This window comes from Kitasatospora sp. NPDC004272 (assembly GCF_053603035.1).
On record NZ_JBSGET010000010.1, the window covers coordinates 34,121 to 58,137 of the forward strand.

Consider the following 24,017-nt stretch of genomic DNA (forward strand, 5'->3'; position numbering starts at 1 on the left):
CTCCGCCGGCCCCGCACCGCCGCACCGCCCCGCACCGACCCCCACACCCACAAGGGAGCACCTCATGACCGGCCTGGCCATCGCGGCGAACGGGCTGCGCAAGTCCTACGGCGACAAGACCGTGCTGGACGGCATCGACCTCGCCGTCCCGAGCGGAACGGTCTTCGCCCTGCTCGGCCCGAACGGGGCCGGCAAGACCACCGCCGTCAAGATCCTCTCCACCCTGGTCCGCCCCGACGCCGGCCGGGTCACCGTCGGCGGCCACGACCTGGCCGCCGCACCGCAGCGGGTCCGCGCCGCGATCGGCGTCACCGGCCAGTTCTCCGCCGTCGACGGACTGATCACCGGCACCGAGAACATGCTGCTGATGGCCGACCTGCACCACCTGCCCAAGGCCGAGGGCCGCAGGGTCGCCGCCGAACTGCTCGCCCGCTTCGACCTCACCGACGCCGCCGACAAGCCCGCCTCCACCTACTCCGGCGGCATGAAGCGCCGGCTCGACATCGCCATGACCCTGGTCGGCGGCCCCCGGATCATCTTCCTCGACGAGCCCACCACCGGCCTCGACCCGCGCAGCCGCCACGGCATGTGGCAGATCGTCCGGGAGCTCGTCGCCGACGGCACCACCGTCTTCCTCACCACCCAGTACCTGGAGGAAGCCGACCAGCTCGCCGACCGGATCGCCGTCCTGCACGACGGCGTGATCGCCGCCGAGGGCACCGCCGAGGAACTCAAGCGCCTCGTCCCCGGCGGCCACGTCCGGCTCCGCTTCACCGACCCCGCCGCCTACCGCGCCGCCGCCACCGCGCTCACCGAAGCCGCCGCCGACGACGACGCCCTCACCCTCGCCGTCCCCAGCGACGGCAGCCAGCGCGCCCTGCGCTCCGTCCTCGACCGCCTGGACGCCGTGGGCGCCGAAGCCGAGGAGCTCACCGTCCACACCCCCGACCTCGACGACGTCTTCTTCGCCCTCACCGGCGCCCCCGCCGTCCCCGCCCAGAGCACCGCCACCACCGCGCGGACCGCCACCGCCGGTACCGCCACCGCCGCTGAGGAGAACGCCCGATGAGCAGCCAACTCGCCCTCGCCGTCCGCGACTCGTCCACCATGCTGCGGCGCAACCTGCTGCACGCCCGCCGCTACCCCTCGCTCACCCTGAACCTGCTGCTCACCCCGGTGATGCTGCTCCTGCTCTTCGTCTACGTCTTCGGCGGTGCGATGAGCGGCGGCCTCGGCCGCTCCGCCTACGTCACCTACCTGGTGCCCGGCATCCTGATGATGACCATCGGCTCCACCGTGATCGGCACCGCCGTCTCGATGGCGACCGACATGAACGAGGGCATCGTCGCCCGGTTCCGGACCATGGCGATCCACCGCGGCTCGGTGCTGTTCGGCCGGGTGGCCGGCAGCGTGCTGCAGTCGGTGGCCAGCGTGGTGCTGGTCGGCGCGGTCGGGGTGGCGATCGGGTTCCGCTCGCACGACGCCACCGCCCTGGAGTGGCTGGCCGCGTTCGGACTGCTCGCCCTCGTCGCCCTGGCGCTCACCTGGATCGCCGTCGGCATGGGCCTGGGCAGCCCGAACGCGGAGGCGGCCAGCAACGCCGCGATGCCGCTGATCCTGCTGCCGATGATCTCCAGCGCCTTCGTCCCGCTGCACTCGATGCCCGGCTGGTTCCAGCCGATCGCCCAGTACCAGCCCTTCACCCCCGCCATCGAGACCCTGCGCGGCCTGCTGCTCGGCACCCACATCGGCAACAACTGGTGGATCGCCCTGCTCTGGTGCCTCGGCCTCACCGTCCTCGGCCACCGCTGGTCCCGCGCCCAGTACGACCGCGACCCGAAGTAGTCCGATCGGCGCCCCCGGGCCCTTTCGACGGCACGTCAAACCGCCTCGCCGCCACCGAATGCCGGTGCGCGGGACGAGGTGCGGGGATGACGGGTCGTCGAAAGGGCCGTACTGCGTGGCGTGGCGCCCTCGCACCCGGCACGTGCCTCACCGGCCCGACCGGAACGGGAACGGCGGGGGTGGGTGCTGTGGGGGGCGGGTGGCGCTGCGGCGCCGGGAGTCGACTGCCCGGGCGCCCGGGCGCGGACCGCCGCCACCGTTCTGCCGGGACCTTCGCGGGGAGCTCTCCGGCTACCCGGGCCCCGCGAGAGCGCGGGGCGTCCTGGAACGGGCGGCGCGTGTGCCACCGACTCGTACTACGTGCGAACTGCTCCTACTGGCAAGGGTGTTGGACGAGGTGACCCCTCTGTCGACACCGACCGGCCCGGTTCAGGTTCAGTGGGCGGCCCCCTGGGTCCAGACCGGGTCGAGGGCGAGCGCGGTGAGCAGCTGGCCGTCCAGCGCGGGCGGTCCGGCGTACAGCTGCTGGCCCTGACCGGGCAGCGGGACGGTGCCCGACTCGGCCGTGATCGTGACGCCGTCGGTGCGGTAGAGCAGTGCCTCCCAGACCTGCGGGACCTCCGGCCCGTACGACGGGAGGGTGACCACCAGCGTGCTGCCGTCCGGCTGCTTGGTGACGCTGCAGTACGGGATGGTGCACCCGGTCGGCGGCTGGACGACCGGCCCGTGGCTGATGGTGATCTGCACGGTGCTGGTCTTCGACCCGTTGGCGATGGTGTACGCGGCGCCGATCGGGCCGCCGCTCCGGTCCTGCTCGGTGAGCAGCTTCCGCACGTCCTCGGGGAGGTTCGGGTTGGCCAGGCGCGGGTCGTCGCCCCGGGGGTCGACCAGGAACGGCTCGCCGACCGCCTGGTAGCCCTTCGGGAAGTGGCTCTTGAGCAGCGCGGCGACCTCCGCCCCGGTGGTCGGCCCCTGCCGGACCGCGCTGTCGGACGTCGCGGAGGCGGACGCGGAGGCGGAGGCAGATGCGGAGACGGAGACGGACGCGGTGCCCTGAGCGGCCGGGCCCGTACCGGTCTCCGCCGGCCCGCCCGAGAGGGCGATCCCGCCGAACACCGCGACCGCGGCAACGGCGGCGACGCTGCTCGTGACGGCGGCGGTGCGCAGCCCGCGACGGCGGCGGCCGCGGTGCATCAGCTCGGCGATCGGGGCGGGCCCGGCGGGACCCTGGCTGTCGACCAGGTCCCGCAGGGCGCGGGACATCTCCTGGTGCTCGGTGTCGTTCATCGGGTGACACTCTCCTGGTTCTTCTGGTTCTTCGTAGGGTCGTGCGACTGGTCCTGCGCGTACTCCCCCGCCCGTTCCTCGGCCCGGCTCCGGGCCAAGGCGGTGCGCAGCCGGGCCATCGCCCGGGAGTGGTGGCTCTTGACGGTGCCGACCGAGCACCCGAGGATCGCGGCGGTGTCCTTCTCCGTCAGGTCCTCGAAGTGCCGCAGCACGATCACCGCCCGTTGCTTGAGCGGGAGTTCGCGCAGCGCGCGGTACAGCTCGTCCGCGGCTTCGATCCCCGCCGCACCGCCGGAAGGCCTGTCCGGCGGTTCGGCGATGAGCAGTTCCCGGCGACGACGCCGCCACCAGCTGATGTGGTTGTTGACCAGCATCCGCCGCAGGTACGCGTGCGGGTCGTCGGTCCGCGCCCGCCGCCAGCGCACGTACAGCTTGACCAGGCAGTCCTGGAGCAGTTCCTCGCCCCGGTGCCGGTCGCCCGCGATCAGCGTCGCGGTGCGCAGGTGCCTGGACCAGGCGGTCGCAGCGAACTCGGCGTAGGCGTCGTCCTCGGTTTCTCGGCTCACACCGACCAGACGTCCGGGTACCGGCGAAAGGTTGTCAGCGATTTCCCCGCCCGAACCGGACCGCGGGGCCACGGTGGGCGCCCATTAGCAGCGTTCAACTTCACCTCCGCCGGGGTCGTCCCGGATGCCCCGGCGCGGCCCGGCCGGAAGACGTCACAGCATCAAGGGACTCGAAGGACAACGGGGTTGGGGAGCACGGGGATGCGCGTGCGGACGACGGCGGGCAGGCCGGCGGGGGCGGCCGCGACCGGTGCGCTGGTGGTGTCGCTCACCGCCGGAACGTCCGGGGGCGCGCCGATCGCGGCGCACCGGGCCGCACCCGCCGCCGCGTTCGACCTGCCCGCGCGGTGAACACGCGCGGGCCCGCACCGCGGTCGCGGTGCGGGCCCGTCGCCGGACGGCGTCAGCTCGCGGCGAGCAGCTCCAGGGTGTCGATCACCCGGTTGGAGAAGCCCCACTCGTTGTCGTACCAGGCGACCACCTTGATGTGGCGGCCGTCGACCCGGGTCAGCTCCGAGTCGAAGATCGAGGAGGCCGGGTTGCCGGTGATGTCGGAGGAGACCAGCGGGTCGTCCGAGTACTCCAGCACGCCCGCCAGCTTGCCGGCCGCGGCCTCGCGGTAGGCGGCGAGCACCTCCTCGCGGGTGACGTCGCGGGCGACGACGGTGTTCAGCTCGACGATCGAGCCGACCGGCACCGGCACCCGGATCGAGTCGCCGGACAGCTTGCCGTCCAGCTGCGGCAGCACCAGGCCGATCGCCTTGGCGGCGCCGGTGGTGGTCGGCACGATGTTGACGGCGGCGGCGCGGGCCCGGCGCGGGTCGCGGTGCGGGCCGTCCTGGAGGTTCTGCTCCTGGGTGTAGGCGTGCACGGTGGTCATGAACCCGTGCTCGATGCCCGCGAGTTCGTCGAGGACGGCGGCCAGCGGGGCGAGCGCGTTGGTGGTGCAGGAGGCGTTGGAGACGATGGTGTGCGCGGCCGGGTCGTACGCGTCGGTGTTGACGCCGTAGGCCAGCGTCACGTCGGCGCCGTCCGAGGGGGCGGACACCAGCACCTTCTTGGCACCGGCGGTGAGGTGGGCGCGGGCGGCCTCGGCGGAGGTGAACCGGCCGGTGGCCTCCAGCACGATGTCGACGCCGAGCTCGGCCCAGGGCAGGTCGGCCGGGTTGCGCTCGGCCAGGACCTTGATCCGGCGGCCGTCGACCACCAGGGTGTCGCCCTCGACGGTGACCGGGCGGCCGAGCCGGCCCGAGGTGGTGTCGTAGGCGAGCAGTCGGCCGAGCGCGGTGGGCTCGGTCAGGTCGTTGACGGCGACGACCTCCAGCTTGCTGTCGCGCTCCAGCAGGGCGCGCAGCACGTTGCGGCCGATGCGGCCGAATCCGTTGACGGCGATGCGGGTCATGGGTGGTGCCCTTCTCTGCGGCTCTCCTACGGGGTGGTGCTTCCACTCTCGCTCGCCGGGAGGGCCGTCGGCAGTGGCGTCAGTGCCATGGTTCGCAAGGATCGTGCCAGCCGGTCACCGACCCCTGGTGAACGTCCTGCGGTACTCGCTGGGCGTGGTCCCGAGGATCTGCTGGAAGTGGGCGCGCAGGTTCGTGCCGGTGCCCAGGCCGGTCTCGGCGGCGATCCGCTCGACGCTGTAATCGGAGCGTTCCAGCAGCTCACGGGCCAGGTCGACGCGGGCCCGGAGCACCCACTGCATCGGCGTGTAGCCGGTGTCCTCGACGAAGCGGCGGGAGAAGGTCCGCGGCGAGACGGCCGCGTGCCGGGCCAGGGCGCGCACCGTCAGCGGCCCGTCCAGCCGGTGCAGCGCCCACTCCCGGGTGGCCGCGAACCGCTCGCCGACCGGCTGGGGCAGGCTGCGCGGCACGTACTGCGCCTGGCCGCCGCTGCGGTACGGCGCGGCGACCAGCCGGCGCGCGGTGTGGTTGGACGCGGCCACCCCGAGGTCGCCGCGCAGCACGTGCAGGCACAGGTCGATGCCGGACGCGGCGCCCGCCGAGGTGAGCACGCTGCCCTCGTCGACGAACAGCACGTTCTCGTCCACCCGCACCTGCGGGTACTTGGCGGCCAGCGCCCGGGTGTAGTGCCAGTGCGTGGTGGCCCGGCGCCCGTCCAGCAGCCCGGTCGCGGCCAGCGCGAACGCCCCGGTGGAGATCGCCGCCAGCCGGGCCCCGCGGGCGTGCGCGGCGCGCAGCGCCTCGACCACGGCGGGCGGCGGGTCGTCCCGGTCCGGGTGCCGGTAGCCGGGCACGAACACCGACTCCGCCCACTCCAGCGCCTCCAGCCCGTGCGCCACGTGGTACGACAGGCCGTCCCCGCCCGCGACCAGCCCGGGCGCGGCCCCGCACACCCGCACCTCGTACGGCATGCTGCCCCGGGTGGAGAACACCTGCGCGGGGATGCCGACGTCGAGCGGTTTGGCGCCGTCCAGGACCAGCACGGCCACCCGGCGCAGGCGAGGGGCTGACATCCCTTCAGCGTAGGCGCCGTCCGTGTCGTGCCGTAGCCTCACCGGCAGCCTCACCGGCAGCGCGGGAAGGGAACAGGCATGGCCGACGCCGCACACACCGAGCAACCGCCCGGGCAGCCGCCCGAGCGGCCGTCCCGGCTCGACCCGGAGCAGCGCCGGTCCGCCCCGGAGACCGGCACCGGCCTGGCCGCCCTGCGCGCCCTGGTCGAACCGCCCGCCCGGCCCTACCTCGGCAGCGGCCGCACCTGGGCCGACCTCGCCGCCGACCTCGGCACCGAACTGCCCACCGAGTACCGGGCGTTGATGGAGCTGTACGGCTCCGGCCAGTGGGGCGGGCACCTGCGCTTCCACACCCCGCTGCGCAAGGGCGGGCAGGACTTCATCGAGCACCAGCGGGGCACCTGCGAGGACTACCCGATCTTCCGCGAGGACTTCCCCGAGCAGTACCCGCTCGCGGTCTGGCCGGAGCCCGGCGGCTTCCTGCCCTTCGCCACCTCCACCTACGGCGACGAACTGGGCTGGCTCGGCGAGGGCCCCGACCCGGACCGCTGGCCGCTGATCGTCTACCCCCGGAACGTCGACCAGGGCCCGCCGCTGGAGGGCGGCCTGGTCGACGTCCTGCTGGCCTGGCTGCGCGGCGCCCTCGAAGCCCCCGGCCTGCCGCGGTTCGGCCCGGACGACGACCCGGCCGAGTACGCGGTCTTCGAGCCGTTCGACGACAACGCCTACTGGTGACGCGCCCCCGGCGGGCCCGCCGGTCAGTACGCCGGTCAGTACGTCGGCCCGCCGTCGGCCCGCGGGCCCGGCCCGCCGGTCAGTACGCGATGCCGAGGATCCGCCCGGCGGTGTCCGGGTCGCCGACCGAACGCAGCATGCAGTGCGCGACGTCCGCCCGCGACACCTTCGAGCCGCCGCGCAGGTTCTGCCCGTACGCCACCCGGTAGTCGCAGGTCAGCGGCCCGTCGGTGAGCCGGGGCGGGCGCACCACCGTCCAGTCCAGCCCGCTGCCCAGCACCACGTCCTCCATCCGGGCCAGGTCCGCGTAGTGCGCTCGCAGCACCCGCTTCACCGCCGGCGTCAGGACGTACCGCATCACCGGCCCCTCCCCCGGGTCGTGCCGCGGCGGGTGCGGCCGCTCCGGTGAGGCCACCGTTCCGATCGGCGCGGCGCTGACCACCACCAGCCGCCGTGCCCCGGCCTCCCGCATCGCCCCCACCACGGACCGGGTGCCGGACTCGGCCACCCCGAGCCCGGCCTTCCCCACCGCCCCGAGCCCGGACAGCACCGCGTCCGCCCCCGCCACCGCCTCCCGGAGCTCCGCCGCCCCGGCCCGCGCCAGGTCCGCCCGCACCACCCGGACCCCGGCCACGTCCCCCAGTTTGCCCGGATCGCGCACCACCGCCGTCACCTCGTGCCCGGCCCCCACCGCCTGTTCCAGCACCTGCCGCCCGATCCCTCCGGTGGCGGCCACCACGGTCAGCTTCATCGCTCTCGCCTCGTCTCTCTCAGTTCTCTTCTGCGGCAATGGAGTTCACGCCCTGCAACTTGTCGGGGTTGGTCACGAAGTAGATGTCCGTGACCTGCTCGCCGTCCGCCGCGAGGTCCAGCACCAGCACCGCGAACGGGGCCTCGCCGATGAACAGCACCGCCGACGGGTCGCCGTTGGCGGTGGCCCAGCGCACCCGCACGCCCTGCGCCCGCCCGGCGCTGCCGACCAGCAGCCGGGCGACCTGCCCCCGGCCGTGCACCGGTCGGGCCCCGGCCGCGGTCGCCTTGCCGCCGCCGTCCGCCCAGAGCGTGACGTCGGGGGCGAGCAGCCGGAGCAGCGCGTCGAGGTCGCCGCCGCCGACGGCGGCGGCGAAACGTTCGGTGGCCTGCCGCCGGACGGCCGGATCGGCGCGGTAGCGGGGCCGTCGGGCCTGGACGTGTTCGCGGGCCCGGTGGGCGAGTTGGCGGACGGCGGCGGGGCTGCGGCCGAGGATCGCGGCGGTCTCGGGGTGGCTGTACCCGAAGACCTCGTGCAGCACGAAGACGGCGCGTTCCAGCGGGGTGAGCGTCTCCAGCACCACCAGCAGCGCGATCGACACCGCCTCGGCCCGTTCGCCCGCGTCCTCCGGCGTCTCGGCGCCCGCCGTCCCGGCCGGGGCCCCCGCCGGGGCGAGGAGCGGTTCGGGCAGCCAGGGCCCGAAGTAGCTCTCTCGCCGCCGGCTGATCTCGGCGCGCCGGGCGAGCGCGGTGTTCACGGCGGTGCGCACCAGGTAGGCGCGCGGGTGGAGGACCGGCCCGGCGTCGGCGGACCGGTGCCGCCCGGACCAGGCGAGCCAGGTCTCCTGCAGGACGTCCTCGGTGTCGGCGACCGTGCCGAGCAGGTTGTAGACCATCGAGAACAGCAGTTCCCGGTGCCCGGTGAACACCTCGGTGGCCTCGTCCGTGCCGTCCGCCTCGTCCATGCCGCCCGCCTCGTCCATGCCGCCCGCCTCGTCCATCCCGTCCGCCTCCTCCGCCGCCCGCTCTCCGGGCCGTCCGCTTCCGTCCGCATCCCGAGAGTGGCGGATGCCCCGGGGTGTGACACGGATCCGGGGCAGAACGAGAAAAGGGGTCCGCACCGCCACCGGCGGCACGGACCCCTGCGCGAACGGACCGGGCGGTCAGCCCATGCTCTTCTGCCCGTCCAGGGACTCCCGGATGATGTCGGCGTGCCCGGCGTGCTGGGCGGTCTCGGCGATGACGTGCATCACGGTGCGCCGGGCCGACCAGCTCGCGCCGGGGGTGAACCAGGGCGCCGAGGGCAGCGGGTGCGAGACGCCCAGGTCGTCCAGGCCGGCCAGCAGCTCGTCGGTGCCGCGGGCCACCGCCTCGTACGCGGTGAGCACGCCGAGCAGGGTCTCGCCGGGCAGCAGCCGGAACTCGTCGACCCGGGCCTGGAAGTCGGCCTCGGCCATCGCGTCGAAGTCGGGCATCGCCGAGGGGCCGACCGCGATGAACGCCGCCCAGGTCCGCTCCATCGAGGTGACGTGCTTGATCAGGCCGCCGATGGTGAGTTCGCTGACGGTGGTGCGCTGCCGGGCCTGCTCGTCGTCGAGGCCGCGGGCGGTGAACCGCAGGAAGTGCCGAACGGCGCGGAGCTCGGCGATCAGGTCGGCGTGCTCGGGGGTCGGGCCCTCGGCGGTGGCGTCGGGGTACTGGCCCTCCGCGGTCTCCAGGCCCTCCGCGCTCTCGACGGTCTCGACGGTCTGGGCGGTCTCGATGCTCATGGTGTGCCTCTCTGTTCCCCGGTCACGGTGCGCTGTCCTGCTCGCTTCGTGTTCCACGCTACGGACCATTGCGGCCACTTTCCGTCCGCAATTGCGGGAGGATGGGAGCCATGGCCGACACCAGCGCCCGCACCCTGCGGCTGATCACCCTGCTGCAGTCCCACCGCTTCTGGCCCGGCGAGGAGCTCTCCGCCCGGCTCGGCGTCTCCCCGCGCACCCTGCGCCGGGACGTCGACCGGCTGCGCGAGCTCGGCTACCCGGTGGAGGCCCGGCGCGGCGTGGACGGCGGCTACCAGCTGGCGGCGGGGGCCGCGCTGCCGCCGCTGGTGATCGACGACGAGGAGGCGGTCGCGCTGGCCGTCGGCCTGCAGGTGGCGGCGGACCACGCGGTCGAGGGTCTCGCGGAGGCGTCGGTCCGGGTGCTGGCCAAGGTGGTGCAGGTGATGCCCGCCCGGCTGCGCCGCCGGGTGGAGGCGCTGCGCTCCGTCACCGTCCCGATGAGCTGGCGCACCGACACCGCCGCCCGGATCGACCCGGACGCCCTGACCGCGGTGGCCCTGGCCTGCCGGGACACCGAACGGCTGCGCTTCCGGTACGAGTCGGCCGACGGGACCGCCACCGAACGGCACACCGAGCCGCACGGCCTGGTCCGGCTCGAACGCCGCTGGTACCTGGTCGCCTACGACCTCACCCGGCAGGACTGGCGCACCTTCCGCCTCGACCGGCTGGCCGCCCCCGAGCCGACCGGCGCCCGCTTCCTGCCCCGCGCCCTGCCGACCGCCGACGCCGCCGAGTTCGTCCGGGCCGGCCTGCAGGGCCAGTCCCACCCGTACCGGGTCGAGGCGCTGGTCGACGTCCCGGCGCCGACCGTCCGGCAGCGGATCGGCAGCTGGGCCGAGGTCGAGGAGGTCGCCCCGGGCCGCAGCCGGGTGCGGATGAACGCGGACTCGCTGGAGTGGCCCGCGATGGCGCTCGGCTCGCTGGGGGCCGACTTCCGGGTCCTGGCCCCGCCCGAACTCACCGCCCTGCTGGCCGCCTGGGGCGAACGCTTCACCCGCTGCACCACCCCCGGCGACGACGGCGACGACGACGGCGATCCCGGCGGGCCCAACCACCGGGCAGAATCGGAACGGTGACGACTCAGCAGCTGCTCACTCCCGCCGAGGCCGCCGAACGCTCGGGGTTCAGCCTGGACACCCTGCGCTACTACGAACGGATCGGCCTGCTCACCTCCATCACCCGCGCCACCAGCGGCCACCGCCGGTTCAGCCCGGACGACATCGGCTGGCTGGGCATCCTGCGCTGCCTGCGCGACACCGGCATGCCGATCGCCGACATGCGCCGCTACGCCGAACTCGCCCGCGCCGAGGGCCCGGAGAGCCTGCTCGGCCGGATCGAACTGCTGGAGCGGCACGACACCGCCGTCAACGACCGGATCGCCCTGCTGGAGCGCCAGCGCACCCACCTCCGCGACAAGATCGACTACTACCGGAGCGTCCTCCCCACCGACCCGACCCCCGACCCGACCCCGACCCCGGCACCGACCCCGGCACCGGACCGCAGCACCGCCCCCAGCCCCGCCCGCCGCACCGCCTGAGCAGCCGCGCGGGGCTCCCGTCCGGGAACCCCGCGCGATCGCCCCGCCCCCGCCCCGCCCCTACGGCGTGACCATCGGGAAGTTCGGGTCGAACTCGTCCAGCAACTCCCAGTACCGGTGCAGCAGTTGCCCGTCCCCGTCCAGCTCGGCCGCCTTCGCCGCCGCGGCCTGCCCGAGCAGCACCCCGGCCAGCACCGCCTTCGACCCGGAGACCGTCAGCCCCGCCGTCCCCCAGGCCCCCGGCCGGGCGTTCAGCACGCCGTGCCGCACCCGCATCGCCCAGGTCTCGTCCAGGTCGGTGAACCGGAAGTCGACGGCCAGGTCGACGGCGGCCGCCCGGTCGCCGACCACGTGCACGGCGGCGAAGTCGAACAGGATGTCCACCGGCATGGCCAGCACCGTGTCCTGGCTGGCGGTGGCGAACCTGGCGGGCTGCACGCCCTCGCGCAGCTCCTTCGCGGCGGTCAGGTAGATGCCGCGCCACTGCGGGCCCTCCGCCTGGTAGCCGAGCTGCTCGTACGCGTCCGCCTGGAGCTCGCGGGCCTCCCGGTGCTCCGGGTCGGCGAACACCAGGTCGTGCAGCAGCTGCACCGCCCACCGGTAGTCGCCCGCCTCGAACGCCTTCCGGCCCTCCGCCAACACCTTCTCCGGGCCGATCAGTTCGACGTACCGGCGGGCGGTCTCCACCGGCGGGTGCGGGTGCAGCGAGACCGGGTCGCCGTCCCACAGGCCCAGTTCCTTGTGGAACACCGCCCGCACGTCGTGGTGCAGCGTCCCGTGGTAGCCCCGGTTGTGCCAGCGCCGGCCCAGCGCCTCGGGCAGCTCGACCTGCTCGGCGGCCTCCAGCGGCGTGGCGCCCTTGTTGGCCAGCCGCAGCGCCTGGTCGTGGATGAACTTGTAGGTGTCGCGCTGCGACTCCAGCAGGTCGACCACCGCGTCGTTGCCCCACACCGGCCAGGTGTGCGGCCCGTAGTGCACCTGCGCGGCGTCGCCCCAGCGCTGCAGCGTCTCGTCCAGGTAGCGGGCGAAGTTGCGGGCGTCCCGGGTGCGGGCGCCGCGCAGGGTCTGGATGTTGTGCAGCGTGTGGTTGGCGTTCTCCGCGCAGGTGAGCGCCGCCAGTTCGGGGATCCAGATGTGCATCTCCTCCGGCGCCTCGGTGTCCGGCGCGTACAGGAACTCGAACTCCAGGCCGCCGAGTTCGCGCTTCTCCCCGGTCCGGGTGATCCCGTCGGTCGGCGACAGGTACGACACCGTCACGCCCGGAACGGTCTGGATCCCGATCCCGCAGGTGACGTGCCCGCACGGGTCCAGGTCCAGCAGGCTCCCGAACGCGTACGCGGCCCGCCGCGACATCGCGTTGCCCGCGATCACGTTCTCGCCCAGCGCGTGCTTGTCGAAGGACCGCACCGTCCCCGGCGCGACGATCGGCACCCGCCCGGACGCCACCTCCTCGGCCGTCACCACGCCCTTCACCCCGCCGTAGTGGTCGATGTGGGTGTGCGTGTAGACGACCGCCGCCACCGGCTTGTCACTGACGTGCTCGCGGATCATCGCCATGCCCTGGGTGGCGGCCTCCACCGAGGCCATCGCGTCGATCACCACCAGCCCGGTCGGCCCCTCCACCACCGTCAGGTTGGCGATGTCGTTGTTGCGCACCTGGTGGATCCCGTCCACCACCCGGTACAGCCCGCCCTTGCGGATCACCCGCGACTGCCGCCACAGGCTCGGGTTCACCGTGTCCGGCGCCTCCTCCTGACCCTCCAGGTAGTCGAACGCCGCCGGATCGAAGATCACCTCCCCGCCCCGGCCGTACAACTTGTCCGGCAGCGGCGCGATCAGCCCCCGGTCCGCGTCCGCGAAGTCCCGCCGGTCCTCCATCGGGTAGCGCCCCACCGCCGCCCGGTTGACCGCCGCCGTCTCCCCCGTGGCCCCCTTGCCCTGGTACGCCATGCCCGTCACCCTCCGTCGCTCGGCACCCACACCTCCCGCCACCCTCACCACCCCCGCCGTCCCCCGGCAAAGCCACCTACGCCGTCCGGGTGACCCGTTCCCGTGCCGCCGCGGTTCCCCGCCGCTCCCAGCTCTCCGCCCGGGCCATCACCTCACCGACCCGGTCGATCGCCCGGGCGATCTCCTTGGCCGGCTGCCGGAGCGGCGCGCTCATCCCGGCGAGCACGGCCAGCAGCGCCCGGAACTGCTCCAGCACCGCCAGCCCCTCCCGGATCGAGACCGCCATGCCCACCAGTTCCCCGACGAACGAGTCCGCGCCCGGCAGGTCGCCCAGCTCCGACGCGCGCTGGAGCAGGTCCAGCGCCGCGCCCACCGCCTGGTCGATCTGCTCCATGTGGGTGGCGAACCGGTCCGCCCGCACCCGCAGTTCACCGGCCGGCGCGTTCAGCGCCGCCGCCATCCGCTTGGTCACCGCGAGGTTCGCGGACGCGGGCGTGCCGGGGCTCCACGCCCGCTGGATCTGCGGGCCGAACTGCTCCATCACCTCGGCCAGGTCGTTGATCGAGCGGGTCATCGCGTTCATGTCCTCGCCCATCAGCTCCATGTCCGCCTCCACCGCGGCGAACCGTTCGAACAGCCCGGGGGCGTCCGGATCGCCCTGGTCGTCCGGGTCGTCCGGGCCGGTCCCCGGCCCGGGGTCCGCGGGCGCCCACGACGCGGTGCCGCTGAGCACCCGGGCCGGGGTCGGAAGGCCGAACCCGTCCCGCAGACCGCTGCGCAGCGCCTGTTCCAGCTCCTTGCGCGCGTCGACCAGTCCGCTCCTGGAGCGTTTGAACTGGATGGTCCTGATCAACGAGATGTCGAACGGCAGCCGCCCGTGCTCGCCGAGCTGGACGGTCGGCCGTCCCAGCAGGTGCCGGATGCCGAGCTCGTACATGACGTTCGGGTTCCCGCCCGTGACGTCCGCGATCACCACGTCGGCGTGCATGACGTGCCGGCAGACCTGTTCGGTGATCTCGCCGGGCTGGGCGATCAGGTCGGCCCGGGTCGGCTCCAGGCCCACACTTCCGCAGGCCGGCAGCACGACCTTCTCGTAGATCTCCAGCGCCTCCTCGTACGAGAGGCGCTCCGGGCTCCCGTCGTCCTTGTGGCGGTCGCCGATCGGGCCGATGACGAAGCAGCTCAGCGCGGGCGCGCCCTGCTGGGCGGACCGGCCGGGAACGGGGGCGTTCATGTCCGGTCCTCCGGATCGGCGTCCTCGGCGGCCGCGTACCCGGCGCCGCGTTGCAGGTCCTCGGCGTGGACCGGGACCTCGTCGATGCCCATCGCCCGGAGCATGCTGGCGGTGGGGATGCGGTACTGCCGCCCCGGGCGCAGCACCGGGCAGGGGAAGTCGTCCTCCTTGAGCCGGCGGTACACGGTGGCCGGGCAGAGCCCGAGCATCCGCGCCGCGGTGCGCACGTCGATCGTCAGCGGCAGGTCGAACACCTCGCTGAACCGCATCCCGCCCCCCGTTCCGCTCATCGCGCCGCCCCCGCCGGACGCAGCGAGAGGGTGCCGACCACGGGGCCGCGCGGCCTGCGGGCCCGCCACACCACCTCGGCCAGGCCCATCCGCTCGGCCAGCGCGCCGAGCCGCTCCCCCTCGCGCACGGTGGGCGAGACGGTGAACCTGAGCTGCGCCGCGAGTCCGTCCGACCGGTCCGGCGGACTGATCGCCAACTCCCAGTCCGGTTCCCAGGGCCGCGCCGGTGCCGGAGTGCCGTCGCGCAGCGCCTTCCGGTCGGCGATCAGCACCGCCTCCTCGTCCGGCCGCTCCGGCCGGGCCGACCTCGCCGCGTCCCAGGCCCGGCGGGCGGCCCGCCGGGCCAGCCAGCGGGACGCCTCGGGGTGGTCCGGGTCGGCGTCCGGCACGGCGTCCAGCAGACCGGTGACGGCCTCGGCCTCGACGTCCCTGCGGTCCGCCGCGAGCCGGCCGGAGACCTTCCAGACGGTGCGCCGCAGGATCGGCGAGCACAGCCAGACCAGGTAGGTCGACCACTCCCCCTCCGGCCGCTGGGCGCGCTGGGCCCGCCGGATCGCCCCGGCCCACACCTCCCGGCCCTCCTCGGGAGCGGGCCGGTAGGCGAGGTCGCGGGCGGCGAGCGGGTCGAGCAGCCGCCGGCCCCCGGCCGGGCCGGGGACCTCCAGCCGCAGCCGCCGGTCCGGGTCGGGGTGGAGCACCCGGTGGTGGATGCTGTCGAGCAGTCCGGTGAAGACGAGGGTCGTCACGGGTCCGTTCCTTCCGCTGCGGGCTCGTCGGTCGGACGGCCCTGCTGTGGTGTGTGTCGGTCGAGGAAGTCGGCGGTGGCGCGGGTCACCCGGGCGAGCCGGCCGGCCGCCTCGCCCAGCCCGCTGCGCATCAGGGTGCCGAGCCCGGGGAACACCCGTACCTGCCCGATGTAGACGTTCAGCTCCCCGATGTCCCCGCCGACGGCGAGGCCGCTGCCGACCTGCTGGTGCTCGCAGTCGGCGCAGGCGCGGGCGGGTCCGGGTCCTGGTTCGGGCCCGTCGGTCACGGGCGGTGGACGATGGTCAGGCCGCCGTACACGTCCCCGGCGACGGCGGTCCCGTTCCCCACGCTCTGGCTGAGCCGGGGCCGGCGCGGGAAGCGCCACGGGCCGTCCGGCGCCCCGCCCGCGGCGGGCGCCGCCGCCCCGCCGTCCGAGGGCGAAGGGACGTACAGCCAGGCCGTCTGCCGGAAGGCGGCCTTCCCGCTGACGGTGGCCTCCACCCGGGTGCACGCCCCCGGCCGCAGCTTGCTGTAGCCGCCGACCAGGACGTCCTGGTACACCCGGTCGGAGAGGACCGAGACCAGGTGGGTGACCTCGGGGTCGGACTCGTCCAGCACCCGCTTGAGCGGTTCGCTGTCCAGCAGCCGGTGCAGGTCGTTGCGGGCGGTGCCGTTCGCGTCGGGCGGGTTGCCGTCGATCGTGACCGGCCCGAGGTGCAGGCTCATCCGCAACCGCACCGGCGCGTCCCGGTAGCAGGCGTTGTACGCGGCGGCGGCCCGGTCCAGGAGCGGGATGAACCAGTCGATCACGGCGGGGAGGTGCTTCGGTGGGAAGCCCATCGCGAGGCCGTCACCGCGCGGGGCCGTGAACGACCGTTCGTCGAGCACCTGCTGGAGTCCCGCCTCGACGAAGCTCTCGTCGACCAGTTCGGCGATCAGCCGGCTCGCCCCCGGCTGGGTCAGGGACGGCAGTTCGGAGAAGCCCTTCGCGTCGAACGCCGCCATCCCCTGGGTGTCGGGCATCGGAACGGTTCGGTGTCCGGGCGCAAGCGGTGGAGTGGGCACTGGCACTCTCCTCGTGGTCGGCGGCCTCGTCGTCCCCACGAGGATGCGCGGCGCGGGCCGGCGGCGTCCGTTCCCGGGGCCGGACCAGAAGTGACGAGGGCGGCAAATCGAACTGCCGCCCCGTTGCCCGTCAATCCGCGTTCCGGCCCTTCCTCCCTTCGGGAATCCCGGCGCGTCCACCTTCCGCCACCCCGTAGCCTCCCCGGCATGGACAGGCCGCCCCCGCCCTCCCGTTCCTTCGAATTCGGCCCCTGGCGCGCGCTGGTCGGCGAATCGACCTGGCACGCCGTGACGACCGGGTTCGAGCGGATCGTCCGGGCACCGCGCCACCGGCTGCTGAACCAGGGCGAACCGGGCCCCCACGTCTTCCTCGTCCTCAGCGGCCTGGTCTGGATCGAGCAGTACGCCAGGCACGGCGGCACCTCGTGCCACCTGCGCGGACCGGGCGACCTGCTCGGGGAGGCCGCGCTGTTCGACGAACCCCGCACCGCCACGGCCGTGACGCTGACCGACTGCCAGCTGGTCCGGGTCCCGGTCACCGAACTGCGCGAGTTCCTGCGCCGGCCCGGTCTGGAGCACTCGGTCGCCGCCCTGCTCCACCACCGCCAGCACGTCGACCACCTGCTCCGGCAGTTCGAGGACCCGCTGAAGCGCCTGGCGGTCGGGGTGCACCCGGCGGTGCGGGTGGCCGACGGCACCTCCCGGGACTTCCGCGCGATCAAGCTGGCGCTGAGCAACGAGCAGGTGAGCCGCTGGCTGGGCCTCCGGCGGGCGACCCTCGTCCGGGCCCGCGACCGGCCCGAGTTCGTCCAGAACTTCGCCAGCCACCGCGGCGCGCTGGAGGTCCTGCGGCGGGACTGGATCCTGCGGACCGCGTCCCTGGAGTGCCGCTGACCGCGCTCACAGCCGGGTGACGAGGATCGCCGCGACCAGCAGCGCCCCCTTGTGCAGCGCCTGGTCGGCCAGGTACATCCCGTTCATCCCGGCCGTCCGCAGTTCGGCGAAGGCGGCGGAGCCGACGCGCCGCAGCAGCCGGCGCACCGGCCAGCGGCGGTCGAGCCAGGCGTGCGTGGTCATCGACCAGGCGAACCCGGCGGCCGTCCCGACCGGTGACAGCGGCAGCGGGATGAACAGCCGCACCAGCACCAGCAGGGCCGCCATCACCAGGTGGTACTGGGCGACGTGCGCCAGGCAGGCCCGCCAGCCGCGGCGGGGGTCCGCACCGGCGGCGACCTCCTCCGGGGTCGGGGCGGCCTTGTTGGCCGCCTGGTGGTCGGTCTGCCCGAGGACGTGGTCGGCGAGGGCGTGGCCGGTCGCGAGGACCGCCCACACCGCGCCGAAGGCCGCCAGCGTCTCGATCCGCTCGATCCCGTTCACCGCTCACCGCCGCGGTGCCGGGCCGCGGACGCGTCCGCGGCGGTGTTCCGGAGGTCGTGTTCTGTCATGTCGTCTCCTGGTGCTGGGGCCTGGGCAGCGGTCCTACTCGGCGGTAGGGTCACCGGCACGCGCGGGCTGGGTGATCTCTCGGAGGGTTGCGGTGGAGTACGGCGAGTACCGGCGGTACGACGCGGTGGGGCTGGCCGCCCTGGTGGCGGGCGGGGAGGTGTCGGCCGGGGAGCTGCTGGAGACCGCGATCGGGCGGGCCGAGCAGGTCGGCGGACGGTTGAACGCGGTGGTGCGGCCGATGTACGAACCGGCCCGGGCCCGGGCGGCGGGGGAGCTGGCCGGGCCGTTCGCCGGGGTGCCGTTCCTGGTCAAGGACCTGATCCAGGACTACGCGGGCCTACCGACCGGCAGCGGCTGCCGGGCCCTGCAGGACGTCCCGGCGGCGGCGCACAGCGAGTCGGTGCGGCGCTGGCTGGACGCCGGGCTGGTGGTGTTCGGGAAGACCAACACGCCGGAGTTCGGCAGCAAGGGCGTCACCGAGCCGGAGGCGACCGGCCCGGCCCGCAACCCGTGGGACACCGGGCGGACGCCGGGCGGCTCCTCGGGCGGTTCGGCGGCGGCGGTCACCGCGGGCGTGGTGCCGGTGGCGGGGGCGAACGACGGCGGCGGGTCGATCCGGATACCGGCGGCCTGCTGCGGCCTGTTCGGGCTGAAGCCGGGCCGCGGCCTGGTCCCGGCCGGTCCGGCGGCGGCCGAGCACCTGCACGGCGCGGCGACCGACGGCGTGCTCTCGCGCAGCGTCCGGGACACCGCCGCGATGCTGGACGTGCTGGCGGGCGCCCCCGACCCGGCCGGCCCGTACCTGCCGCACCGCCCGGACACCCCGTACGCCGAACTGGCCCGCCGCGCCCCGGGCCCGCTGCGGATCGGTTTCAGCACCCGCTCCCCGCTGGGCACCGCGGTGCACCCGCAGGCGCTGGCCGCCGTCGCGGACGCCGCGGCGCTGCTGGAGGGGCTCGGCCACCACGTCGAGGAGGCCGACACCGGCATCGACGAGCGCGGCCTGGCACTGGACTTCCTGGCCATGTGGGCCACCGAGACCGCCGCCACCGTGGACGAGGTCAAGCGCCTGACCGGCTCCGGCGACGCGGGCTTCGAACTGGACACCCACGTGCTGGCCGCCGCCGGCCGCCGGATGCGCGCCCCCGCCTACTACGCCGCCCACCAGCGCTGGAACCTGTACAACCGGCAGCTCGCCGCCTTCCACACCCGACACGACCTGCTGCTGACCCCGACCCTGGCCGAACCCCCGGTCCGGATCGGCCGGTTGGACACCCCGCCGGCCGTCCGGGCGCTGGCCCGGCTGCTGCTGCCGCTCGGCCTGCTGGGCCTGCTCAGCCGGACGAAGGCGTACGAGAAGGCGGTGATCACCAACCTGGCGCCGGTCCCGTTCACCCAGCTCGCCAACATCACCGGCCGCCCGGCCGCCAGCGTCCCGCTGTACCGCACCCCGGACGGCCTGCCGCTGGGCGTGCAGTTCGTGGCGCCGCTGGGCGGCGAGGGCACCCTGCTCGCCCTCGCCGCCCAGCTGGAGTCGGCCCGGCCCTGGGCCCACCTGGAGCCCGCGCTCTGAGCGGCCGTCAGCCCATCGTCCGCTGTCCGTCCAGCGCCTCGCGCAGGATGTCGGCGTGCCCGGCGTGCTGCGAGGTCTCCGCGATGACGTGCAGCAGGACGCGCCGCACGCTCCAGGCCGCGTCCGGCTCGAACCAGGGCGCGGCGGGCAGCGCCTGCTCGCTGTCCAGGTCGAGGGTGGCGACCAGGTTGTCGGTGTGCTCGGCGACCGCCCGGTAGCGCTCCAGCAGGACGTCCAGGGTCTCGCCGTCGGTCATCCGGAACTGCTCGGCCCAGGATTCGGCGTCGTCCGGCGCGCCCTCGGCGCGCATCGCCTCGGCGCCGCCGACGGCGAACCGCAGCCAGCGCTCCTCGACCCCGGCGACGTGCTTGATCAGCCCGCCGAGGGTGAGTTCGCTGACGGTGGTGCGCCGCTGGGCCTGCTCGTCGGTGAGGCCGCGGGCGGTGTAGCGCAGGAAGCCGCGCTGCTTGTCGAGCGCGGCCAGCAGGTCGGCGCGTTCGCCGGTGAGTTCGGGGAGCGGGGTGACCATCGTTCAGGCCACCTCCACCGTGCTCGGCGGTTCGCCCTCGGCGGCGCCCGGGTCGATCAGCGAGAACGCCGCGCCCTGCGGGTCGACGAAGGACGCGGACCGCCCGAACGGGGTGGTCATCGGCCCGAACACCAGCTGTCCGCCGGCCTGGACGGCCCGCCCGGCCGCCGCGTCGCAGTCGTCCACCACGAAGTACACGCTGACGTACGGCGGCACCTGGACGGGCACGTCCGGCCCCATGCCCATCGCGCCGAGCGCGGGCGCGTCGCCCAGGCTGTAGACGCTGTAGTCCACCCGGTCGTCGACGATCCTGCGCACCCGGTACGGGAACACCTGCGGGAAGAAGGCGTTCGCGGCGGCGGTGTCCCGGGTGAACACCTCGGCCCAGCCGTAGCCGCCGGGCGCGTCGCGCAGCTCGAAGCCCCGGTGTGCGTCGGCCTGCCAGAGCCCGAACACCACGCCCGCCGGGTCCCGGGCGATCGCCATCGTGCCGAAGTCGCCGACCTTCACCGGCTCCAGCGGCACGCTGCCGCCGGCCGCCCGGACCCGCTCCGCGGCCGCCGCCGCGTCGGCCGTGGCCAGGTAGAGCACCCACGCGGAGTGCCCCTCCTGGCCGGGCGCCGGCGGGACGACCGCGGCCACCGCCCGGCCGTCCTTCAGCGCCCGCGTGTAGCCGCCGAACTCGGACGCGGCCTCGTCGAACGTCCAGCCCAGCACCTCCCCGTAGAACGCCTTGGCGCCCTCCGGGTCGGCGAACACCGCGTCCGCCCAGACGGGGGTGCCTTCGGGTCGTGCCGTCATCGTGCGTCTCCCTCCGCTGTCGGGCCCCGGGGCGCCGCCCCGGGGAAAGCACGTGCGCTGCCACGCTAACCAGTGGCCCCGACGGCCGCCCGGCGACGCGCTCGGACGGCCGTCGGACGTGCCCGAACGCCTGTTGCCCCGCAGTGACAATTCGCGCACCCTGCGGGGTCATTGGAGCGCGAAGCTTGAGTCATCGCCCCGGAGGACGGAACGCAGAAGCCGACCGGGACGACCACAACGACCGCTGTCCCTGGGGGGAACCATCCATGTCCGCGCACGCCCGCCTCCGCCGCTCCGCCGCCGTCGCCTTCGTCTCCGCGATCACCGCCGGCTCCGCCCTGCTGCTGACCGCCTGCGACCCGTCCGACGCCGCCGACGCCGCCAAGGCCGGCACCGCCGCCCCGTCCCGCACCGCCGGCCCGTCGCACACCGCCACCGGGTCCGCCACCCCCTCCGGCTCCGCGTCGACCCCCGCCGCGCCGACCGCCGCCGCCACGCCCACCGCCTCGGCCCAGCAGCCCTCCGCGTCCGGGTCCGCCCCGGCCCCGCAGCCCTCCGCCACGCCGGTCGAGGCCGCCCTCAACCTCACCAAGGGCACCGGCCTGACCATCAGCAACGGCACCCGCTACGTGGTGATGGACGGCAAGGTCGTCGACTTCGGCACCGTGGTCCGCGACCTGGCCTGGTCCCCCGACGGCAAGCACGCCGCCTTCGTCGACGGCAACGGCAACCTGGAGACCTCCGACCCGGACGGCAGCCACAAGGTCCTGGTCGCCACCGCCCCCTCCGGCGTCACCTGGTCCCACCCGACCTGGCAGGTGTTCACGCCCAACGCCGACGAGCAGCAGAGCGGCCTCCGGACCAAGAACGACCTGCTGTTCACCGCCGACGACCACGGCACCCTGCGGCTGCTCGACGTCCCCGCCGCCGGCGGCACCCCCACCGAGCTGCGCCTGGGCCAGTACAGCGACGACACCGTCAAGCCGAACCCGACCACGGGCAACCTGTGGGCCAACGTCGGCACCCGGATCGGCACCGCGGTCTACGCGAACGCGGACGACGGCCAGGTCTACCTCCGTGACGACTACCTGCGGCAGAACGGCGGCCCGGTCACCAAGGGCTCCCAGCCCGACATCGACGGCGAGGAGCACCTCGTGTTCGTCCGCTCGGTGGACGGCCACAGCCACCTGTTCGGCAAGGACCGCGACTACCGCTCCCAGGAGCGCGACCTCACCCCGCACGCCACCGTGAACTACACCGAGCCGGCCTTCTCCCCCGACGGAAAGACCGTCGCCTTCCGCGCCCCCGACGGCATCTACACCGTCCCGTTCGCGGGCGGCACCCCCACCAAGGTCTCGGACACCGTCGGCCTCCCGGCCTACCGCGGCTGAACCACCGGCACCACCCCGTCGGCCCGCCCGGAACCCTCCGGGCGGGCCGCCGTCGTTCCGTCATCTGACCTTTTCTGCAAGGAAGTTGAGCGCACCGAGTGCTGTTGCCCGGCGGTGACGCGGCCCGCACGCCACCAGGTCATCCGGCTGCGAGGCTTCTCCTGCCGCCCCGTCCGCCGCCGCATCGCCGACGTGGCGTCACCGGCCCGTCCCGGTTCGCGAATTCAGGGTCCGCGAACCGGGACCACCGAGACGACAGCCCGGACGGCCCCGCCGTCCGGGCTGTCGTCCGCCACTGCCAGGATGTGTCCGTCCCGCACGCGGCGGTCGAGCACCGGCCCGGACCGCTCCCGCCGCCCGAATTCCGTTCCAGGGGGAACCGTCCATGAACGAACGCGCCCGTCTCCGCCGTTCCGCCGCCGCCCTGCTGGTGGCCGCGGTCACCACCGGCTCGGCCCTGCTGCTCACCGCCTGCGACCCGGAGGACGGCTCCACCGACGCGGGCGGCGGCACCTCCGCCACCGGCAGCGCCACGCCCGGCAGCACCGCCCCGACCTCCTCCGCCGCCCCCGCCAAGGTCGGCACGCTGAACAGGACCGCCGGCACCAAGCTGACCGTCAGCACCGGCACCAGCACCGTGCTGATGGACGGCAGGTCCGTCGACTTCGGCACCGTGGTCCGCGACCTGGCCTGGTCCCCCGACGGCAAGCACGCCGCCTTCGTCGACGGCAACGGCAACCTGGAGACCTCCGACCCGGACGGCAGCCACAAGACCGTCGTCGCCAAGGCCCCGTCCGGCACCACCTGGTCCCACCCGACCTGGCAGGTCTTCGGCCCGGACGAGGTGCACGGCGCGGGCACCTACCTGCTGTTCACCGCGGACGACAAGAAGAGCCTGCGCCTGATGTCCGCCGAGGCCAAGGCGAACGGCACCGTCGAGGAGCTGCAGCTGGGCGACTCCGAGGGCGCGGACATCCCGCAGACCGGCAACCAGTGGCCGTACTCCAACGGCCTGTCCGGCATGACGGTGTACGCCAACAAGGACGACGGCCAGGTCTACTTCCACGACGTGGTCAGCCGGACCAACGGCGGTGCCATCGGCAAGGGTTCGCAGCCCGCGCTGGCCGACGAGGGCGCGCTGGTGTTCGTCCGCTCCGCCAAGGGGCACAGCCACATCTTCGCCAGCCCGGGCGACGAGAACGCCGACCAGCAGATCGACCTGACCCCGGACGCGACGGTCGACTACACCGAGCCCGCGATCAGCCACGACGGCAAGACCGTCGCCTTCCGCGGCCCGGACGGCATCTACACCGTCCCGTTCACCGGCGGGAAGCCGGAGAAGGTCACCGACACCGTCGGCCTGCCCGCCTACCGCTGAGCGATCCGCTCCAACTCCTGCACCAGGTTCGGCAGCTGCTGATCGGCGTCGTCGTGCGGCAGCCACTCGACCGGGTCCAGGAAGCGGAACAGCACCTTGGTCGGGGTGACCGCGAACTCGTACTCGGCGAAGCCGACCACCGCGCCCGCCTCGCCCCGGGCGGCCCCGCGCACCACGTGCGCGGTGAGCTCGTCCGGGGTGTCGCCCTGCGCCGCCGTCACCCGGCGGCGGGCGTTCGACCGGGCCAGGTACGGGCAGACCATCGAGGCGTACAGCATGCACGCCCGGTGCCCGGGGCCCTCCGTGGTGGGCGCCATGTTCCGGTACGGCCGGCCGGTCGCCAGCGCCTCGCCGATCGCCGCCGCCTCCGCGCCGCCGACCACCCGCCACACCGGCCCGAGCGGCATCAGCGTGTTGCACACCGAGCACAGCCGCTCCCGGGCGCAGGCCGCCGACCGCTCGTGGTCGGTCAGCGCGAACTGCGGCCGCCCGTCCTCCCACGGGGTGATCGCGGGCACCGGGTAGCCCCGCCCGTCACGCGGGCGGTCCGCCACGGCGGGCGGCTTGGGAACGGCATCGAAGCGCATCCCC

27 protein-coding genes are annotated in these 24,017 nt (G+C 74.4%); 10 read left to right on the forward strand and 17 right to left on the reverse strand.

What is annotated here, in order from left to right; all coding sequences use genetic code 11:
- Positions 1-64 precede the first annotated feature (64 nt).
- Positions 65-1,069, forward strand: a complete 1,005-nt coding sequence (locus ACWEO5_RS05480) for an ATP-binding cassette domain-containing protein (RefSeq protein WP_452160373.1) — start codon at positions 65-67, stop codon at positions 1,067-1,069.
- A complete protein-coding gene (locus ACWEO5_RS05485; RefSeq protein ID WP_344549607.1) occupies positions 1,066-1,845 on the forward strand; it encodes an ABC transporter permease in 780 nt (259 codons plus the stop codon). The genes ACWEO5_RS05480 and ACWEO5_RS05485 overlap by 4 nt, the downstream gene beginning before the upstream one ends.
- 435 nt (positions 1,846-2,280) lie before the next feature.
- On the opposite strand, the gene ACWEO5_RS05490 is transcribed toward ACWEO5_RS05485, so the two are convergent.
- On the reverse strand, positions 2,281-3,132 hold the full coding sequence (locus ACWEO5_RS05490) for a hypothetical protein (protein ID WP_452160376.1): 852 nt from the start codon (positions 3,130-3,132) through the stop codon (positions 2,281-2,283).
- Positions 3,129-3,698, reverse strand: a complete 570-nt coding sequence (locus ACWEO5_RS05495; protein WP_452160378.1) for a SigE family RNA polymerase sigma factor — start codon at positions 3,696-3,698, stop codon at positions 3,129-3,131. The genes ACWEO5_RS05490 and ACWEO5_RS05495 overlap by 4 nt, the downstream gene beginning before the upstream one ends.
- 201 nt (positions 3,699-3,899) lie before the next feature.
- On the opposite strand from ACWEO5_RS05495, the gene ACWEO5_RS05500 reads away from it, so the two are divergent.
- A complete protein-coding gene (locus tag ACWEO5_RS05500) occupies positions 3,900-4,049 on the forward strand; it encodes a hypothetical protein (protein ID WP_452160380.1) in 150 nt (49 codons plus the stop codon).
- Between the two features lie 52 nt (positions 4,050-4,101).
- Here ACWEO5_RS05500 and gap read toward each other — a convergent pair whose 3' ends face one another.
- The gene (gene gap / locus ACWEO5_RS05505; RefSeq protein WP_452160382.1) at positions 4,102-5,100 is read right to left on the reverse strand and encodes a type I glyceraldehyde-3-phosphate dehydrogenase; all 999 of its coding nucleotides are present in this window, start codon (positions 5,098-5,100) and stop codon (positions 4,102-4,104) included.
- Between the two features lie 114 nt (positions 5,101-5,214).
- Positions 5,215-6,171, reverse strand: coding sequence for a GlxA family transcriptional regulator (locus tag ACWEO5_RS05510; protein ID WP_452160384.1), 957 nt, complete (start codon positions 6,169-6,171; stop codon positions 5,215-5,217).
- Between the two features lie 78 nt (positions 6,172-6,249).
- On the opposite strand from ACWEO5_RS05510, the gene ACWEO5_RS05515 reads away from it, so the two are divergent.
- The gene (locus ACWEO5_RS05515; RefSeq protein ID WP_452160386.1) at positions 6,250-6,906 is read left to right on the forward strand and encodes an SMI1/KNR4 family protein; all 657 of its coding nucleotides are present in this window, start codon (positions 6,250-6,252) and stop codon (positions 6,904-6,906) included.
- A 79-nt stretch (positions 6,907-6,985) separates the two neighbouring features.
- Here ACWEO5_RS05515 and ACWEO5_RS05520 read toward each other — a convergent pair whose 3' ends face one another.
- The 3 genes from ACWEO5_RS05520 to ACWEO5_RS05530 all read right to left on the reverse strand — a co-directional run bounded on the left by ACWEO5_RS05520 (position 6,986) and on the right by ACWEO5_RS05530 (position 9,425).
- The gene (locus ACWEO5_RS05520) at positions 6,986-7,657 is read right to left on the reverse strand and encodes an NAD(P)-dependent oxidoreductase (protein ID WP_452160388.1); all 672 of its coding nucleotides are present in this window, start codon (positions 7,655-7,657) and stop codon (positions 6,986-6,988) included.
- A 19-nt stretch (positions 7,658-7,676) separates the two neighbouring features.
- The gene (locus tag ACWEO5_RS05525) at positions 7,677-8,657 is read right to left on the reverse strand and encodes a sigma-70 family RNA polymerase sigma factor (RefSeq protein WP_452160390.1); all 981 of its coding nucleotides are present in this window, start codon (positions 8,655-8,657) and stop codon (positions 7,677-7,679) included.
- 162 nt (positions 8,658-8,819) lie between these two features.
- The gene (locus ACWEO5_RS05530) at positions 8,820-9,425 is read right to left on the reverse strand and encodes a DinB family protein (protein WP_452160392.1); all 606 of its coding nucleotides are present in this window, start codon (positions 9,423-9,425) and stop codon (positions 8,820-8,822) included.
- 110 nt (positions 9,426-9,535) lie between these two features.
- On the opposite strand from ACWEO5_RS05530, the gene ACWEO5_RS05535 reads away from it, so the two are divergent.
- Together ACWEO5_RS05535 and ACWEO5_RS05540 are read left to right on the forward strand one after the other, a co-directional pair.
- Complete coding sequence (locus tag ACWEO5_RS05535) at positions 9,536-10,561, forward strand: helix-turn-helix transcriptional regulator (RefSeq protein WP_452160394.1); 1,026 nt, start codon at positions 9,536-9,538, stop codon at positions 10,559-10,561.
- Entirely contained in the window at positions 10,558-11,022 is a 465-nt protein-coding gene (locus ACWEO5_RS05540; RefSeq protein WP_452160396.1) for a MerR family transcriptional regulator, read from the forward strand. Before ACWEO5_RS05535 ends, ACWEO5_RS05540 begins: the two co-directional genes overlap by 4 nt.
- 60 nt (positions 11,023-11,082) lie before the next feature.
- Here ACWEO5_RS05540 and ACWEO5_RS05545 read toward each other — a convergent pair whose 3' ends face one another.
- The 6 genes from ACWEO5_RS05545 to ACWEO5_RS05570 all read right to left on the reverse strand — a co-directional run bounded on the left by ACWEO5_RS05545 (position 11,083) and on the right by ACWEO5_RS05570 (position 16,266).
- On the reverse strand, positions 11,083-12,972 hold the full coding sequence (locus ACWEO5_RS05545) for an alkyl/aryl-sulfatase (RefSeq protein WP_452160398.1): 1,890 nt from the start codon (positions 12,970-12,972) through the stop codon (positions 11,083-11,085).
- A 76-nt stretch (positions 12,973-13,048) separates the two neighbouring features.
- Complete coding sequence (locus ACWEO5_RS05550; protein WP_452160400.1) at positions 13,049-14,206, reverse strand: hypothetical protein; 1,158 nt, start codon at positions 14,204-14,206, stop codon at positions 13,049-13,051.
- The gene (locus ACWEO5_RS05555) at positions 14,203-14,496 is read right to left on the reverse strand and encodes a helix-turn-helix transcriptional regulator (protein WP_452160402.1); all 294 of its coding nucleotides are present in this window, start codon (positions 14,494-14,496) and stop codon (positions 14,203-14,205) included. Before ACWEO5_RS05555 ends, ACWEO5_RS05550 begins: the two co-directional genes overlap by 4 nt.
- On the reverse strand, positions 14,493-15,242 hold the full coding sequence (locus ACWEO5_RS05560; protein WP_452160404.1) for a hypothetical protein: 750 nt from the start codon (positions 15,240-15,242) through the stop codon (positions 14,493-14,495). Before ACWEO5_RS05560 ends, ACWEO5_RS05555 begins: the two co-directional genes overlap by 4 nt.
- Positions 15,239-15,529: a hypothetical protein gene (locus ACWEO5_RS05565; RefSeq protein WP_452160406.1), complete on the reverse strand. Its 291-nt coding sequence runs from the start codon at positions 15,527-15,529 to the stop codon at positions 15,239-15,241. Before ACWEO5_RS05565 ends, ACWEO5_RS05560 begins: the two co-directional genes overlap by 4 nt.
- Complete coding sequence (locus tag ACWEO5_RS05570) at positions 15,526-16,266, reverse strand: hypothetical protein (protein ID WP_452160408.1); 741 nt, start codon at positions 16,264-16,266, stop codon at positions 15,526-15,528. Before ACWEO5_RS05570 ends, ACWEO5_RS05565 begins: the two co-directional genes overlap by 4 nt.
- Before the next feature lie 249 nt (positions 16,267-16,515).
- Here ACWEO5_RS05570 and ACWEO5_RS05575 point away from each other — a divergent pair, with 249 nt between their 5' ends.
- Positions 16,516-17,202, forward strand: a complete 687-nt coding sequence (locus tag ACWEO5_RS05575) for a Crp/Fnr family transcriptional regulator (RefSeq protein ID WP_452160410.1) — start codon at positions 16,516-16,518, stop codon at positions 17,200-17,202.
- Positions 17,203-17,208: 6 nt separating this feature from the next.
- On the opposite strand, the gene ACWEO5_RS05580 is transcribed toward ACWEO5_RS05575, so the two are convergent.
- Positions 17,209-17,685 (reverse strand): hypothetical protein, encoded by a 477-nt coding sequence (locus ACWEO5_RS05580; RefSeq protein ID WP_452160412.1) that lies wholly within the window; start codon positions 17,683-17,685, stop codon positions 17,209-17,211.
- A gap of 160 nt (positions 17,686-17,845) precedes the next feature.
- Between ACWEO5_RS05580 and ACWEO5_RS05585 the strand changes: the two genes are divergently transcribed.
- Positions 17,846-19,327, forward strand: coding sequence for an amidase (locus ACWEO5_RS05585; RefSeq protein ID WP_452160414.1), 1,482 nt, complete (start codon positions 17,846-17,848; stop codon positions 19,325-19,327).
- Between the two features lie 7 nt (positions 19,328-19,334).
- Here ACWEO5_RS05585 and ACWEO5_RS05590 read toward each other — a convergent pair whose 3' ends face one another.
- Both ACWEO5_RS05590 and ACWEO5_RS05595 read right to left on the reverse strand, forming a co-directional pair.
- Complete coding sequence (locus tag ACWEO5_RS05590; RefSeq protein ID WP_452160416.1) at positions 19,335-19,856, reverse strand: DinB family protein; 522 nt, start codon at positions 19,854-19,856, stop codon at positions 19,335-19,337.
- A 3-nt stretch (positions 19,857-19,859) separates the two neighbouring features.
- Positions 19,860-20,657 (reverse strand): VOC family protein, encoded by a 798-nt coding sequence (locus ACWEO5_RS05595; protein WP_452160418.1) that lies wholly within the window; start codon positions 20,655-20,657, stop codon positions 19,860-19,862.
- A 266-nt stretch (positions 20,658-20,923) separates the two neighbouring features.
- Between ACWEO5_RS05595 and ACWEO5_RS05600 the strand changes: the two genes are divergently transcribed.
- Both ACWEO5_RS05600 and ACWEO5_RS05605 read left to right on the forward strand, forming a co-directional pair.
- Positions 20,924-22,048, forward strand: coding sequence for a hypothetical protein (locus ACWEO5_RS05600; RefSeq protein ID WP_452160420.1), 1,125 nt, complete (start codon positions 20,924-20,926; stop codon positions 22,046-22,048).
- Positions 22,049-22,433: 385 nt separating this feature from the next.
- Positions 22,434-23,426, forward strand: coding sequence for a hypothetical protein (locus tag ACWEO5_RS05605; protein WP_452160422.1), 993 nt, complete (start codon positions 22,434-22,436; stop codon positions 23,424-23,426).
- Here the strand turns inward: ACWEO5_RS05605 and ACWEO5_RS05610 are convergent.
- A complete protein-coding gene (locus ACWEO5_RS05610) occupies positions 23,417-24,013 on the reverse strand; it encodes a hypothetical protein (protein WP_344549632.1) in 597 nt (198 codons plus the stop codon). The two genes, ACWEO5_RS05605 and ACWEO5_RS05610, sit on opposite strands and share 10 nt — an antisense overlap.
- Positions 24,014-24,017: the final 4 nt, after the last annotated feature.